Origin of the sequence: Agrobacterium sp. SORGH_AS 787 (assembly GCF_030819035.1) — a bacterium.
In the GTDB taxonomy this organism is placed as follows: Bacteria; Pseudomonadota; Alphaproteobacteria; order Rhizobiales; family Rhizobiaceae; genus Agrobacterium; species Agrobacterium larrymoorei_B.
Map to the genome: position 1 here is coordinate 519,999 of NZ_JAUTBG010000002.1, position 13,342 is coordinate 533,340.

Consider the following 13,342-nt stretch of genomic DNA (forward strand, 5'->3'; position numbering starts at 1 on the left):
ATGTCCTCGGCTGGCTCGCACATTCCGTCGAAGGAAGCATCGGAATGCCGAGTTCTGGTTCAGGTACGAAGACATTGTCTTTAGTGGGTCTTTGAACAGTCTAATGAATTTCATTTCCCGCTAACACGTCTTCGATGCGAGTTCGCACGTCGTCGTTAACCTCAAATTGTTTCAATCGATTCAAGGCAGCTAAGGCTTCCTCAGGCCAGACTTTTCGATTCCACCTCGATAGGGCGCGAACAGACATATTGCGGTTTCTCACCACCGGGCTTTGCAGTCCCGCGGCAATAAAAGCCCAGCCCTTGCCAGGAAACTTCCCAAGCTCCTGTAAAATGAAGTCCAGAGAGGTATGTGCGGAGTATTCCGGGCCGAGGCCCAACTCGTTTCTCGGGCCTGTCGCAATTTCATCGAGTGGGATGCGTTTCAAGCCAAGCTCCAGCACTTGATCAATACGTTTCGAATCTGAGTTGCGCATCAAATCCCACCAATATTCGTCGCCAGATTCGGTTCGAGCATAGAAATAGGGAAATGGGTCGATTCCAAATTCTTGACATACGCTGCTTGCATTCCGAAACTGTCGCCTGTCCCCAAACTCCAGAGCGCTCGATATCTCCCGCTTCCAGTGGTCTTCGGCCAGTATGTCGGAGAGAGTTGCGAATATGCGATCGACACCGTCGGCAGGCCAATCTTGCTGCAGTTTCCTTTCACCCGACTGATGCTCATTGAGCCAATCTCGAAGGCGAAAAAGAAAAGAATAGTGCGAAACGGAAACAAATCTCCTTTTCCCGTGCTCCAAAAGTGCGCGCACGACCGCGTAACCGTGCTCGTAGTCAGACAACCCTTCAGCGGGTCCATTGTCGCCAACTATCATGGTATCGACGATTTCGGCGGCAGAATTGAGCAATTCGTCATCTATTCGATCAGCCTGAAGCGCGATGTGCAGGTCACCGGCCCTAGCGCAAATACAGGCTAAATATTCATACATAACCGCATTTATATAGCCTTCACGAACCAGCCAGTTCTTGATTTCCTCATCAGCTGTGCCCGCAAGCCGCTCTACAGCGTGAATTCGTCCCCATCCTTCGACGGTCTTGGCCAACTTCCAAAGTACTCTTTCGCCGTAGCTGACATTACCAGAGATTGCGACAGCGGCATAAAGCGTGAACTCGTCATGTCTGCCGAGCGTCAGGAAAATCTCGGAGTCATCGCTTCCCCGGAGCATGCCTAGCAATGCCATAGAAAACTTCACCGGCTCTCTGTGAGCGGCGTGCGTCGAAAACCAATGCACGATGTGGTACAGTCGGTCAGCGTCCAAAGCCCTGTCGGACCTGATTCTTTCCATAAGCTCATCAATGACCCCGAGGGCCGAGCCGTCTTTGATTAGAAAATATAAGGCTCTAATGTTGCTGTCCGATGCATTTTCTATAGCCCGCTTCAAGGCCCCATATAATTCGAAGACCCTCTGATCTTCCGAGTTGGAAGCACCGTGGTGGCTCATGACTCCGTCCATCGCCCCCGGTGCGAATGAGATTTTGTTGGAATCACTGACCTTTTCATCCGGCAGCTCATAGCCCTCTTCCGACAAGCCCGTCGGCCCGGTATGGGCAGCGATATGGCCATAGATTGACGAAGCGTTTCCCCAAGGCGGGTTTTGCTTGTTAGGAGGCCAGACCTTTTTCTTGAAGAAACCAAACATGAAAACCGTCTATGCAATTCGGGGTTATAAATTGCATACTTAATTCGTCAGGCGATAACAATGTAGCCCCGTCATCTGCATATCGCCTGTTGAGCTGAGGCTGGAGATGGCAACGCAAGACGCTGATCGATTGGATGCGCAGACGACATTGTCCGCGTCGCGGTGTGGTGAAATCATCGCTGGCATATATGAAGCGATCCGATCTTGCTTCGCGCACTCCCAGGCACTTGCCAGTTTCGACTTTGAGGCTGAGTTCAAGGCCTATGTCGAAGAGGCTTTCGAGGTGCCGAATCGCCTGGGTTTCGATCTTGCCACGATGCGGTTTATTGCGAAGCTGAGAAACGGGCATACCGCATTTTCCGATGAATGGCTCTGGCAGGAGCATGGTGCGCCCATAGGGCTGGAGGTAACGCACGACGAGGCTGGATGGTGCGTTACCAAATCAGCGTATGATGATATTGCTCCGGGAGCTCGAATTGTCAGGATCGACGACCGGCCAATCGATGAGGTGGCCTCGACGCTTTTGGCGTTCGTGCCGGGGTCTAGCACTCGTGAGCAACGGACCCGGCTTTTCTCGAAGCCGTTCTTGTTTCCACCTTCCTTCGAGATCGTGATGGAAGACGGCTCGAAGAAAACAATCGACCGTGGAAGGGAGCTACCCGGGGGCGGTACCGCAACGACCGGTCGCTGGCTGGAGAACGGCGAGAGATACCTCTTGACCATACCAAGCTTTGCTCAACCTCACTTCGAAACTGACGCTATCGAACTTCTGCAGTCGCTCAGCAGCACCGTTCGTCTGGTGATCGACGTTCGCGGCAACTCCGGCGGCAACACACCCGACAAACTCGTCGCCGCACTCATGCCTGATCGATATCGATTCTGGAGATATGTTACACCCGTCACGAACGCCCTTGTACGCGCTCAAGGGGCGCCGGCTTCCTTGCTTGTCTTCGAAGCAGAATGGATAGAGCCTATCGAGGAAGCATTCAAAGGACCGCTGACAATCCTCATCGATAGACGCACCTTCTCAGCTGCTGAGGATTTTGTCGTGCCTTTCAAAGACAACAAACGTGCCGAGATCGTGGGTGAGACAACGGGAGGAAGCAGCGGACAACCTTACCTATGCGACTTGGGCGACGGGATGCGGTTGTGGGTCAGCACCAAGAGGCAGATGTTTCCAAATGGCGCGCGATTCGAAGGTTTGGGGATTGAGCCCGACATTTATAGGAACTGGCCGCCGGGCGCGGATCCCGTGATGTCTTCTGCGTAGCCTTTCAACTCTATGCATACTCAGGCTTAGGCCCGATAGTCTCCATCCAGAAGGAGCCTACCACTCCTTCCGGCGACGCCGCCAGAGAGAGCAACGGAAACAATCCCGTCTTTGATATTCACCGGCCTGACTGCAAACCTTTCCCTGTATCCCTGCTCATTTGCCGCACAAAATCGATAAACGCCCGCAAAGGTGCAGGCACGAGCCTTCGTCCGGAATAATAAAGAAACGGGCCGGGAAACCGCAGCCACCATTCTTCCATCACCGGCACAAGATCGCCTCGCTCGAAGTGTGGCGTCAGCCAGTCCTCGAAAATATAAATCATACCGGACCCGGCGATGGCGGCGTCGATGCCGAGATCGGTGCCGCCACCCAGTTGAACGACGAGGCTGCCTTTCGGATTGATGACGACCTCTTCCCCGTTACTTTCGAACTCCCAGGGCGGAATGGCGCGGCCTGAAAACCGGCCGAGAATGCAGTCATGCGAGAGCAGGTCTTGCGGATGGTGCGGCGTGCCCTTTCTTGCAAGATACTCCGGCGACGCGGCAAGGGCGAAGCGCTGCTGGCGGGGGCCGATCGGCAAAGCCACCATATCCTGCTCAAGCCTTTCGTCATAACGGATACCGGCATCGCAGCCGCCCTGAATGATGTCGACGAAATTCTCATCGGTCACGATTTCCAGCCTGATGTCCGGGTAGGCCTTCAGAAACGGCGGCACGATGGAGGGCAAAACCAGCTTTGCCGCACTCATTGGCACATTGAGCCGAAGCTCGCCCGAGGTACGGCCGCGGCTGCTTTTCACTTCGTTCAATGCCGATGCCACCTCGGCAAATGCAGGTGCGGTGCGCTCCAGCAGAAGACGTCCCGCATCCGTCATCAGCACGCTTCGTGTGGTGCGATTGAACAGTCGTACCCCAAGGTCGTCTTCCAGGCGTTTCACCGCATCGCTCAAGGCCGAAGAGCTGATGCCGCTTTCGCGCGCCGCCTGCCGAAAGCCCTTGGACCGCGCCACCAGTAGAAACGCATTCAAATCCGTTAAATCCGGCACCCTGCTCTCCAACAACCGAAACCATTGTCCTTTGTGGCGGACAAGCTGTCCGGATTATAGCGTCTTGTCGCATATATGCCATCTGTCTATTTTCGAAGGACACAAGGAGATAGACCATGAACACGATTGCAAATTCAGGAACCTTCACGCTTGGCGATCACACCGTACGCAGGCTGGGCTATGGCGCGATGCAGCTGGCGGGCAAGGGCGTTTTCGGACCGCCGCGCGATCGTGCGGAGGCCATCGCCGTTCTGCGCGAGGCGGTGGAAAGCGGCGTCAATCACATCGATACCAGCGATTTCTATGGCCCGCATGTCACGAACGAGATCATCCGCGAAGCTCTCCATCCCTATGACAGCGACCTTCTGATCGTCACCAAGGTCGGCGCGACCAGAGGCCCGGACGCTTCCTGGAACCCGGCATTTTCACGCGCGGAACTGACGCAGGCCGTTCATGACAATCTCCGCAATCTCGGGCTTGACGTACTCGATGTGGTGAACCTGCGCGCCATGTTCGACGTGTTTGGCACCGCGGAGGGCTCATTGGACGAGCCACTTGAAGCGCTGGCGGATTTGAAACAACAGGGGCTGATCCGGCATATCGGCCTGTCCAATGTCACCGCGAAGCAGATCGAGGACGCCGGAAAGATCACCGACATCGTTGGTGTGCAGAACCAGTACAATCTGGCGCATCGGCAGGACGACGCCTTGATCGACACACTCGCCTCCCGTGGGGTCGCCTATGTGCCGTTCTTCCCGCTTGGCGGCTTCTCGCCGCTGCAATCCTCGACCCTGTCCAACGTGGCCGCAAGGCTCGACGCCACGCCGATGCAGGTGGCGCTGGCCTGGCTTCTCCAGCGATCGCCGAACATTCTCCTGATCCCTGGCACGTCGTCACGCGGACATCTGCGAGAAAACCTCGCAGCGGCGGCGATCGAGCTTCCCTCGGACGCATTATCGGAGCTGGATAATATGCAGGCCTGATGCCTGAGCCAACGGTCAGGCGCGATCAGTCGTGCCACAAGTGCTCGCGCGGCTAAACAGCCACGCGGGCCTTTGTCTTGAAATCCTCGGGCAACAGGTCGCTATGAAGTATCTGGTTGCGGCCTGATGATTTCGCCAGGTAAAGCGCCCTGTCGCAGGCGTTGAACAGATCCTCGAAGGACGCGTAGGATTCCTTGTCGGCGACCCCGCCAGACAGCGTGATGTGAACCAGTGTGTCTTTGATGTTCACCGGCCGGGCTGCCAGCATTTCGTTGCATCTTTGGGCCAGCGCGAGACGTTTTTGTGCGGTGAGCTGAACGGCCAGAACGGCGAACTCCTCGCCGCCAATTCTTGCAACCACATGGGGTTGTGGGAAAGCGGACATCAGGTGCCGTGCCACGGTCACGATCGCATGGTCTCCGACATCGTGGCCGAACTCGTCGTTGATCCGCTTGAAACGGTCGATATCGAACAGGATGAGCGAAGCATTACTGTCGGCTTTCGCGACCTCTTCCATGAAGGCGCGACGATTGAGGAGCCCCGACAGCATGTCGGTGCGGCTCAGCCGTTCGAATGTCGCGCGCGAGATGGACAGATGATGGATGGCAAGACCCACGAGATAGACGATGGAAAATGTCAGCGACGAGGCCACCACCGTCGATATGATCACGCCCACTGTCACGGCAGGCCAGACATCATAGGGCAGCAGGCCCAATGCATTCAGCAGATGATGGGCGACAAAATTCAATATGTCGGCGATCAGCGTGACGGCAAAAGCCATGCGAAAAGAAAAGGACAAGACCTTGTCCCTGGTCTCAAACCGGTCCGTGGCGCAAGCCTGCTTTATATGGCGTTCAACAAATGCAAGCATCGACCTTCAGGTTCCTCGTTTGAGCGATAGAGCGCCTCACGTCCCTTTGGACGCACAAAGGACGCTCTGCATTAAAATCTACAGAATTGGCCTTGCCGATGCTGTAGTCGCCCCCGACCGGATAGCACTGTTGCACGGGATGTTTTGACATCGCATGAAGAACGAAGGTGAATGTTTGATTGATATCTGCGTCGATTGCCCAATGCGGCCCCGTCATCATGGCTTAGAGCCCGCGAAGAGTTGACCGGGGTTGGGAAACACTCGTCAGAGGGTTTCCGTGGCTGAAGGCTGACACCACGGGCGCAATATCAGAAGAGGCAGCTTACTGCACCGCTTCCATCGTTCCTTCCGGAAACTCCACGGTGGCTAAGGAGGGATAGACAGCGCGCACGATATTGATCTGCTGGGCGTCGTCGATCCTCACCAGATACCACGTTCCATCATCGATCAGCGCCAGCGTCGCGGTCTTTGCCTCGATCTTCTGACCTTTCGTTTCCATCAGGCTGCGGGAAGGAATGAGCACAAAGGGCATGCCATCAGGAGCCTGTTTGTAGCTGGCCTTGTCGAAATCCATATCGAAATCGAGAAGCTTGACCGAGGCGAGCGCGATCTGCATCTGCGCCTGCATCGCGCTTCGCAGCTGCTCAACACCCACACCGGCCTTGGTGGCAACATGCCCGAGAACCTTGGGTGGAACGGATTCGGCAACAAGGTTGAAGTCGCCCTGCTTCAGCGCGGTTTCGAAACGCTCGATCTGCCCCCGAAGGTCGGCTTTTTCATCAGCCGTGAACTCACGCGCCGCGACGCCCTGCCAGCCGCAAACAACGAGGAAAAGCGCCAGGAAAAGAGCCTTCATGACACGCGCCTCTCTTCAGTCCTATGACGTAGAGTGAGATGAAGCGCGACGGATGCGGCGCTGTCGTGGATGAACGGCCGAGACGGCTCAGAGAATGAAGAAACCCGCAGCCGACAGGATGATGAAGACCAGCAATCCGCCGAAGAATCCACCTGTGGTGAAGAAACCGACAGCCATTGCGACCATCAGCATGCACACCAGCATCGTGCCATATTTCGAAGCCACCAGAAAATGATTGTAGGTCTTCTGATGCTCGGCAAAGTCCATCTTCGCACCGACTTCGACTGGACCGCTATGGTGTTCGCTCATGCTGTTTCCCCTCTATTGATCTGCGCTTGCTGTCATCATTCCATCTGAAGATGGCGTCTTCCCTGATAACGAAGCAAGCGACAGAACGCTCCGCGTCAAGACCTACACAAAATTTTGCCTCGACGCAACGCGGTCAAGTCGCTGTTTGCCCGGCAAAATCGCTGCGAATTCGGGCAAATTATCTCGGGCTCGCGCCGCTGGAAAACCTCGGCATTTGTCACATCGACGCCACCGGCGTGCAGGAAAGACCGGGATGGTGCATGATCGACCTTCTTCCTAGTTGCATTTGGCAAATCCTGCCCATAACGATGGACGCAGGGAGGATTTCTGGTGGGGACAACAGGCGTGGGAGGACGATCCGCCTGAAGGGTTTCCGCCATAAAAATTCCTCCTCGAAAACCCGCAAAGGGATCGAAAGGGGAAAACAATGCACGCGCTTTTGAAACTGAGCCGCGCCATCGACCTGTTGAGCGAGGCGCTGGGAAAATTCTCAGGCTATCTGGTTCTCATCTGCTGCCTTGTCAGCGCCGGCAACGCCATTGTGCGTTACCTGTTCAATTACAGCTCGAACGGCCTCCTGGAAATCCAGTGGTATATGTTCGCCTTCATCGTTCTCATCGGCGCGTCCTACACGCTGCGGATGAATGAGCATGTGCGCGTCGATATCATCTATGGCGCGATTGCGCCGCGCGCCCGCATCTGGGTGGATATTATCGGCATCGTTTTCTTTCTGCTTCCCGCCTGCTTCTATCTCGCCTGGCTCAGCTGGCCGATGTTCCAGCTGTCGTGGTCGCAAAACGAAATGTCCTCCAATGCCGGCGGCCTCGTCCGCTGGCCGGTCAAGCTCATCATCTTCGCGGGCTTTGCCCTCCTCGTCCTTCAGGGAATATCCGAACTGGTGAAGCGCATCGGCGCGCTGAACGGGCTCTATCAGCTCGACACCAAATACGAAAAACCGCTCCAGTAACGCCGGCGCTCTTGTAGGGATATTCTGATGTTCGAATACGGTTTTCTTCCGCCGGCGATGTTCCTAGGCATGATCATCTTCATGCTCTACGGTTTTCCGGTCGCTTTTTCGCTTGCCACTGTCGGCCTTCTCTTCGGCGTCATCGGCATCTTCACCGAGCATTTCTCGCCTGCCTTCATGCAGGCGCTGCCGCTGCGCATCTTCGGCATCATCTCCAACGATCTGCTGCTCGCCATTCCCTTCTTCACCTTCATGGGGGCAATCCTGGAACGATGCGGCCTTGCGGAGGATCTGCTAGAGGGCACCGGCAAGCTCTTCGGTGCCATCCCCGGTGGCCTTGCCTATGCGGTTATTCTGGTTGGCGCCATTCTCGGCGCGATCACCGGCACGGTGGCGGCATCCGTCATCACCATGGGCGTCATCTCCCTGCCGATCATGTTGAAATACGGCTATAATCCGCGCGTCGCCACCGGCGTCATCGCCGCATCCGGCACCATCACACAGGTCATTCCGCCGTCTCTCGTTCTCATCGTTCTGGCCGACCAGCTCGGCCGCTCCGTCGGCGACATGTATCTCGGCGCCATCGGCCCGTCCTTCCTGCAGGTCGCAATCTTCATGCTCTTCATCCTTTTCCTCTCGGTCTTCCGGCCGAAGGATGTTCCCGCACTTCCGCCGGAAGCACGCGGAGAGCTGAACCGGGCGCTGGTGCTGAAAGTGCTGGGCGGCATGATTCCGTCCATCGTGCTGATCTTCCTCGTTCTCGGCACCATCTTCCTCGGCCTTGCAACGCCGACGGAGGCTGGCGCACTCGGCGTCGTCGGCGCCATGGCACTCGCCGCAGCCCACCGTCGCCTCACCTGGGATCTCGTCAAGCAGGGCATGCACTCCACCATGCACATTACCTCCATGGTGGTCTTCATTCTGGTCGGTGCCACCTGCTTCTCCCTGGTGTTTCAGGGCATGGATGGATCGCTGTGGATCGAGCACATGCTGTCCGGCATTCCTGGCGGTCCCATCGGCTTCCTGATCTTCGTCAATATCTTCATCTTCTTCCTCGCCTTCTTCCTCGATTTCTTCGAAATCGCCTTCATCGTCGTGCCGATGCTGGCCCCGATCGCGCAATCGCTCGGTATCGATCTCATCTGGTTCGGCGTTCTGCTCTGCATCAACATGCAGACGAGCTTCATGCACCCGCCCTTCGGCTTCGCGCTCTTCTATCTGCGCTCCATCGCGCCGCGCACGGTCAAGACTTCGGACATCTACATGGGTGCCATCCCCTGGCTCGGCATGCAGCTGATCCTCGTTGCCATCGTCATCTTCTGGCCGGAATCGGTCACCTACTGGCTGGACAAGGCCCCGGAGGTCGACCTCAACACCATCAAGATCGAGGTCCCCGCCTTCGGCAACCAGGGCGGCAACACCATGCCGAATTTCGGCCTACCCCCCATGGACGGCATCCCCGGCCAAGGCGGCGGCAACGGTCTGCCCGGCATGCCGAACCTCAACGAGCCGCCGAAGATCAATCCCTGACGGCGAACGCTTGTTTGATAGGGATGAAAGCGTTATATTGGTGGAGTGGAAGGTAGGGTTGCACACCTACCTTCCGTTTATTTACTTCCTGAAGAATGTGAACCGGACAGTCATTGACCAGCCTGTCCGGTTTTTCTTCACGATAAACGTAATGCTCAGCGGTTTACGCATCGCACTACCTCCACAGTTGAACAGCAAGGCCTTTGCCAAGGTCGGCGTGGCCTATCCTCGCCGATATTCCGGCTGGTCCCCGGAATGTGCTGCTTCGCTGCTCAACGCTGCCGATCATAATCACGCGTCGTTACTTGTCCATAAACGCGCGAGAGCCCGGTTTAAGCTCAAACGAAAAAGCCCGGACCTTTCGATCCGGGCGTCCTATCAATCCTACGGATAACGTCACAGCTTGCCGTTGCGCTGCTGGATCATCATGAACGTATCATAGGTATATTCCGCCAGCTGCAGCCAGAGATAGCCTTCACGCTTAAAGGCGGTCTGGTCGTCATAGACCTTCTTGAAGTCCGGATTGACGGCGGAGATTTCCGCGTAGACTTCGAGCGCCGCCTTGTAGCAGGCATCCAGAATATCCTGGCTGAAGGGGCGCAGCGTGGCGCCCTCGGAAACCAGTTGCTTGATCGCCTTCGGGTTCCTGGCATCATATTTCGCCAGCATATTGGTGTTGGCAAACGAGCAGGCATCCTGCAGCACGGCCTGATAGTTCTTCGGCAGGCTGTTCCACTTGTCGAGATTGACGAAGGAGTGGATGACCGGACCGCCTTCCCAGAAGGCCGGGTAGTAATAATACTTCGCCACCTTCTGGAAGCCGAGCTTGTGATCGTCATAGGGACCGACCCATTCGGCCGCGTCGATCGTGCCCTTTTCCAGGGCGGGGTAAATATCGCCGCCAGCGATCTGCTGCGGCACGACACCGAGCTTTTCGACCACCTTGCCCGCGAGACCGGCAATGCGCATCTTCACGCCCTTGAGGTCGTCCACGGTGTTGATTTCCTTGCGGAACCAGCCGCCCATCTGTACGCCGGTATTGCCGGAGATCATGCCATAGAGCTGATGCTTGGCATAAAACTCGTTCATCAGCGTATTGCCATTGCCTTCATAGAACCACGAATTGGTGAGCCGCGCATTGAGGCCGAAGGGGATGGCAGTGCCGATGGCAAAGGTCGGGTCCTTGCCGACATAGTAATAGGAGCAGGTGTGGCACATTTCGACCGTGCCGGAGGACACGGCGTCCGCCGCCTGCAGTCCGGGAACGATTTCACCCGCGGCAAACACCTGAATGTTGAAATTGCCGTCGGTCGCGTTCTTCACGTGGTTGGCGATATCCTGCGCGCCGCCAAAGATCGTATCGAGCGATTTGGGGAACGAGGACGTCAACCTCCATGTGATCTTGGCATTGTCCTGCGCGATTGCCGGTGCGGCCAGAACCGTTGCTGCCGCAGCACCCGTGCCCGCAAACGCACCTTTTTTGATGAATGAACGTCGATCCATATTATCCTCCCAGATACGAACCTGTCATCGTGTCGCATCCCTCCACGCACACGACACGGAGTGAGAAAAGCATGGGCCATGGCAACTGACAAGCGGCGCACCAAAGAATAAATCGCCGGATATGCTTGGGACCGGCAAAATCGATCGCCATGAGGAAAAGTCGATTTTCCAATCGGCATTGTCTTATACTTTAGACCAATAGATTTCGTCACTGAGCCAGAGGTTTCTCCTCCCGCACAGTCGGATGAGCCTCCGGTGTTTTGAACAGGCCCGTCCTCGTTCCCCCATAGCGATCGCGGTTACCGGGAAGAGCTTTCAGCGAAGAGAACGCTTGACGAATCCACCCCTTCGGCTTCACTGACGACAATATATTTGAAGACCGCAGCCAAGTTCGGAGCCATCATGTCGAAGCCCATCATCGCGATCCCCGCCGATATCAAACAGGTGGACGGTGCCGAGTGGCATGCGGCGCAGACGCAATATCTCAAAGCCGCGCTGAAGGTGGCCGGCGTCATGTCATTGATCGTGCCGGCCTTCGAAAGCGGCAACGAGGTTGACGCCATTCTCGACCGGGTGGATGGGCTGCTCGTCTCGGGCTCTGCCAGCAATGTGCATCCCTCGCTCTATGGCAAGCAAGCAACCGAGGCCGATGGCCCCTTCGATGCCGGACGCGATGCGACGAGCCTAGACCTCATCCGCCGCGCGATCGATCGTGGCATTCCGATGCTTGCCATCTGCCGTGGCATTCAGGAGTTGAACGTGGCGCTCGGCGGCACGCTCGCCAGCGAAATCCAGGAACTGCCGGGACGCTGGGACCACCGCAAGCCTGACACCACCGAGCGCGATGTCATGTTCAGCATTCGCCAGCCGGTGCATGTGCGCGAAGACTCGTGCATCGCGCAGCATCTTGGCCTGTCTGGTGAGATCCAGATCAACTCCGTCCACCGCCAGGCCATTGCCGAGACGGCGCCACGGCTGCAGGTGGAAGCCACAGCCGAAGACGGCACCATTGAGGCCGTCTCGGTCATCGACGCCAAAGGCTTTGCCATCGGCGTCCAATGGCATCCGGAATACTGGGCCGAGACCGATGGTCCCTCACGCGCTCTGTTCGAAGCCTTCGGCAAGGCCGTGCGCGAATATCAGGCGAGCAAGGCTTAGAAAAGCCTCGCTCCCTTATCTTTTATCCCTTCACCGGTGTTTCCGGCACGGGTGTCAACACCTTCCGCTCCGCAAACCAGCCGAGAATATTATCCGCCACGAGATCCGCCATGGCATTGCGCGTCGGTACCGAGGCAGACGCGACATGCGGCAACAGCGAAACATTGTCGAAGGACAATAGCGCTTCGGGCACCTTTGGCTCCGAATAGAACACGTCGAGACCGGCGCCGCCGAGCGTGCCATCCTGCAACGCCTTGATCAGCGCATCTTCATCCACGCTGGAGCCACGGCCGACATTGATGAACACGCCGTTCGGGCCAAGTGCCGAGAGGATATCGGCATTGATCGCCTTATGGGTTTCCGGCGTGCCCGGCACGATACAGATCAGAATGTCGACAGCCGTCGCCATGTCCTTCAACGAGGCATAATAGGTGTAGGAAAGCTCATCGCGCTTGCTGCGCGTGTGATAGCCGATCTCCACCTTGAAGGGCTCGAGGCGCTTGGCGATTTCCTGGCCGATGCGGCCCATGCCGAAGAGGCCGACCTTCCGACCGCGCAGCGAAAAGGGCGAGAGCGCAAACGGCCCTTCCTTCACCCACTTGCCCTCGCGCAGATAGGTCTCGGCCTGATAGAGGCGGCGCACGGTGTTGATCAGAAGCGCAATCGTCGTATCGGCCACCTCGTCATTCAGCACATCCGGCGTGTTGGTGACGATGATACCGCGCTTGGCCGCATGCTTGGCATCGACGCCATCATAACCCACACCGAAATTGGATATGATCTCAAGGTTCGGCAGTCCATCGATCCAGGCCGCATTGACGCTGCCGGAGACGGCGACTGCGCGAACACGCTCTGCCACATCGGCAGAGATGGTGGGCGTTGCACCTACTGGCGCGGAAACGACCTCCACCTTGCCTTCAAAGCGCTCCAGCACGCGCGGATGGATTTTCCCCGGAACGAGAACGACGGGTTTCTGATCGGACATGGGCGGTCATTCCTCCTACAGACGCATTTCCAGAGAGGAGAGCCGGTCGCTCTCAAGACCCGGAAATGCAAAAAATGTCGAAGCGGCGGGACCGCTCCGTGATGCGGAAGGCAAAGCTAACCGATGCGAGACAAAACCGAAACCCGCGAAAAGACGAGATTGGTAC

General features: G+C 57.0%; 13 protein-coding genes. 6 read left to right on the forward strand and 7 right to left on the reverse strand.

What is annotated here, in order from left to right; translation table 11 throughout:
- Positions 1 to 100: 100 nt before the first annotated feature.
- Positions 101 to 1,696 (reverse strand): hypothetical protein, encoded by a 1,596-nt coding sequence (locus QE435_RS11990; protein WP_349041511.1) that lies wholly within the window; start codon positions 1,694 to 1,696, stop codon positions 101 to 103.
- Positions 1,697 to 1,802: 106 nt separating this feature from the next.
- On the opposite strand from QE435_RS11990, the gene QE435_RS11995 reads away from it, so the two are divergent.
- Positions 1,803 to 2,966 carry a S41 family peptidase gene (locus QE435_RS11995; protein ID WP_349041512.1) on the forward strand — a complete coding sequence of 388 codons (1,164 nt, stop codon included), beginning with the start codon at positions 1,803 to 1,805 and terminating at the stop codon, positions 2,964 to 2,966.
- 118 nt (positions 2,967 to 3,084) lie between these two features.
- Here QE435_RS11995 and QE435_RS12000 read toward each other — a convergent pair whose 3' ends face one another.
- On the reverse strand, positions 3,085 to 4,014 hold the full coding sequence (locus QE435_RS12000; RefSeq protein WP_349041513.1) for a LysR family transcriptional regulator: 930 nt from the start codon (positions 4,012 to 4,014) through the stop codon (positions 3,085 to 3,087).
- 116 nt (positions 4,015 to 4,130) lie between these two features.
- Here QE435_RS12000 and QE435_RS12005 point away from each other — a divergent pair, with 116 nt between their 5' ends.
- Positions 4,131 to 4,997, forward strand: a complete 867-nt coding sequence (locus tag QE435_RS12005; protein ID WP_349041514.1) for an aldo/keto reductase family oxidoreductase — start codon at positions 4,131 to 4,133, stop codon at positions 4,995 to 4,997.
- A gap of 52 nt (positions 4,998 to 5,049) precedes the next feature.
- Here QE435_RS12005 and QE435_RS12010 read toward each other — a convergent pair whose 3' ends face one another.
- The 3 genes from QE435_RS12010 to QE435_RS12020 all read right to left on the reverse strand — a co-directional run bounded on the left by QE435_RS12010 (position 5,050) and on the right by QE435_RS12020 (position 7,033).
- A complete protein-coding gene (locus tag QE435_RS12010; protein ID WP_306934393.1) occupies positions 5,050 to 5,796 on the reverse strand; it encodes a GGDEF domain-containing protein in 747 nt (248 codons plus the stop codon).
- Positions 5,797 to 6,190: 394 nt separating this feature from the next.
- Complete coding sequence (locus QE435_RS12015; protein WP_349041515.1) at positions 6,191 to 6,724, reverse strand: hypothetical protein; 534 nt, start codon at positions 6,722 to 6,724, stop codon at positions 6,191 to 6,193.
- Positions 6,725 to 6,811: 87 nt separating this feature from the next.
- A complete protein-coding gene (locus QE435_RS12020; protein ID WP_309771776.1) occupies positions 6,812 to 7,033 on the reverse strand; it encodes an aa3-type cytochrome c oxidase subunit IV in 222 nt (73 codons plus the stop codon).
- A gap of 427 nt (positions 7,034 to 7,460) precedes the next feature.
- Between QE435_RS12020 and QE435_RS12025 the strand changes: the two genes are divergently transcribed.
- Genes QE435_RS12025 through QE435_RS12035 form a run of 3 tightly spaced genes read left to right on the forward strand, consistent with a single transcriptional unit; the run spans position 7,461 to position 9,924 of the window.
- Positions 7,461 to 8,000 carry a TRAP transporter small permease subunit gene (locus QE435_RS12025; protein WP_349041516.1) on the forward strand — a complete coding sequence of 180 codons (540 nt, stop codon included), beginning with the start codon at positions 7,461 to 7,463 and terminating at the stop codon, positions 7,998 to 8,000.
- A gap of 27 nt (positions 8,001 to 8,027) precedes the next feature.
- Positions 8,028 to 9,530 carry a TRAP transporter large permease subunit gene (locus tag QE435_RS12030; RefSeq protein ID WP_349041517.1) on the forward strand — a complete coding sequence of 501 codons (1,503 nt, stop codon included), beginning with the start codon at positions 8,028 to 8,030 and terminating at the stop codon, positions 9,528 to 9,530.
- Positions 9,531 to 9,588: 58 nt separating this feature from the next.
- Entirely contained in the window at positions 9,589 to 9,924 is a 336-nt protein-coding gene (locus tag QE435_RS12035; protein WP_349041518.1) for a hypothetical protein, read from the forward strand.
- A gap of 2 nt (positions 9,925 to 9,926) precedes the next feature.
- Here the strand turns inward: QE435_RS12035 and QE435_RS12040 are convergent, their stop codons facing one another.
- Positions 9,927 to 11,033, reverse strand: coding sequence for a TRAP transporter substrate-binding protein (locus QE435_RS12040; protein ID WP_306934398.1), 1,107 nt, complete (start codon positions 11,031 to 11,033; stop codon positions 9,927 to 9,929).
- 402 nt (positions 11,034 to 11,435) lie between these two features.
- On the opposite strand from QE435_RS12040, the gene QE435_RS12045 reads away from it, so the two are divergent.
- A complete protein-coding gene (locus tag QE435_RS12045; RefSeq protein WP_349041519.1) occupies positions 11,436 to 12,191 on the forward strand; it encodes a gamma-glutamyl-gamma-aminobutyrate hydrolase family protein in 756 nt (251 codons plus the stop codon).
- A gap of 22 nt (positions 12,192 to 12,213) precedes the next feature.
- Here the strand turns inward: QE435_RS12045 and QE435_RS12050 are convergent, their stop codons facing one another.
- Positions 12,214 to 13,176, reverse strand: coding sequence for a 2-hydroxyacid dehydrogenase (locus QE435_RS12050; RefSeq protein WP_349041520.1), 963 nt, complete (start codon positions 13,174 to 13,176; stop codon positions 12,214 to 12,216).
- Positions 13,177 to 13,342 lie beyond the last annotated feature (166 nt).

What these genes read in the sequence shown, in the direction of transcription:
- QE435_RS12040 (WP_306934398.1), bottom strand. Translation starts at nt 11,033, where the DNA reads ATGGATCGACGTTCATTCATCAAAAAAGGTGCGTTTGCGGGCACGGGT.
- QE435_RS11995 (WP_349041512.1), top strand. Translation starts at nt 1,803, where the DNA reads ATGGCAACGCAAGACGCTGATCGATTGGATGCGCAGACGACATTGTCC.
- QE435_RS12030 (WP_349041517.1), top strand. Translation starts at nt 8,028, where the DNA reads ATGTTCGAATACGGTTTTCTTCCGCCGGCGATGTTCCTAGGCATGATC.
- QE435_RS12020 (WP_309771776.1), bottom strand. Translation starts at nt 7,033, where the DNA reads ATGAGCGAACACCATAGCGGTCCAGTCGAAGTCGGTGCGAAGATGGAC.
- QE435_RS12045 (WP_349041519.1), top strand. Translation starts at nt 11,436, where the DNA reads ATGTCGAAGCCCATCATCGCGATCCCCGCCGATATCAAACAGGTGGAC.
- QE435_RS12050 (WP_349041520.1), bottom strand. Translation starts at nt 13,176, where the DNA reads ATGTCCGATCAGAAACCCGTCGTTCTCGTTCCGGGGAAAATCCATCCG.
- QE435_RS12005 (WP_349041514.1), top strand. Translation starts at nt 4,131, where the DNA reads ATGAACACGATTGCAAATTCAGGAACCTTCACGCTTGGCGATCACACC.
- QE435_RS11990 (WP_349041511.1), bottom strand. Translation starts at nt 1,696, where the DNA reads ATGTTTGGTTTCTTCAAGAAAAAGGTCTGGCCTCCTAACAAGCAAAAC.
- QE435_RS12025 (WP_349041516.1), top strand. Translation starts at nt 7,461, where the DNA reads ATGCACGCGCTTTTGAAACTGAGCCGCGCCATCGACCTGTTGAGCGAG.
- QE435_RS12015 (WP_349041515.1), bottom strand. Translation starts at nt 6,724, where the DNA reads ATGAAGGCTCTTTTCCTGGCGCTTTTCCTCGTTGTTTGCGGCTGGCAG.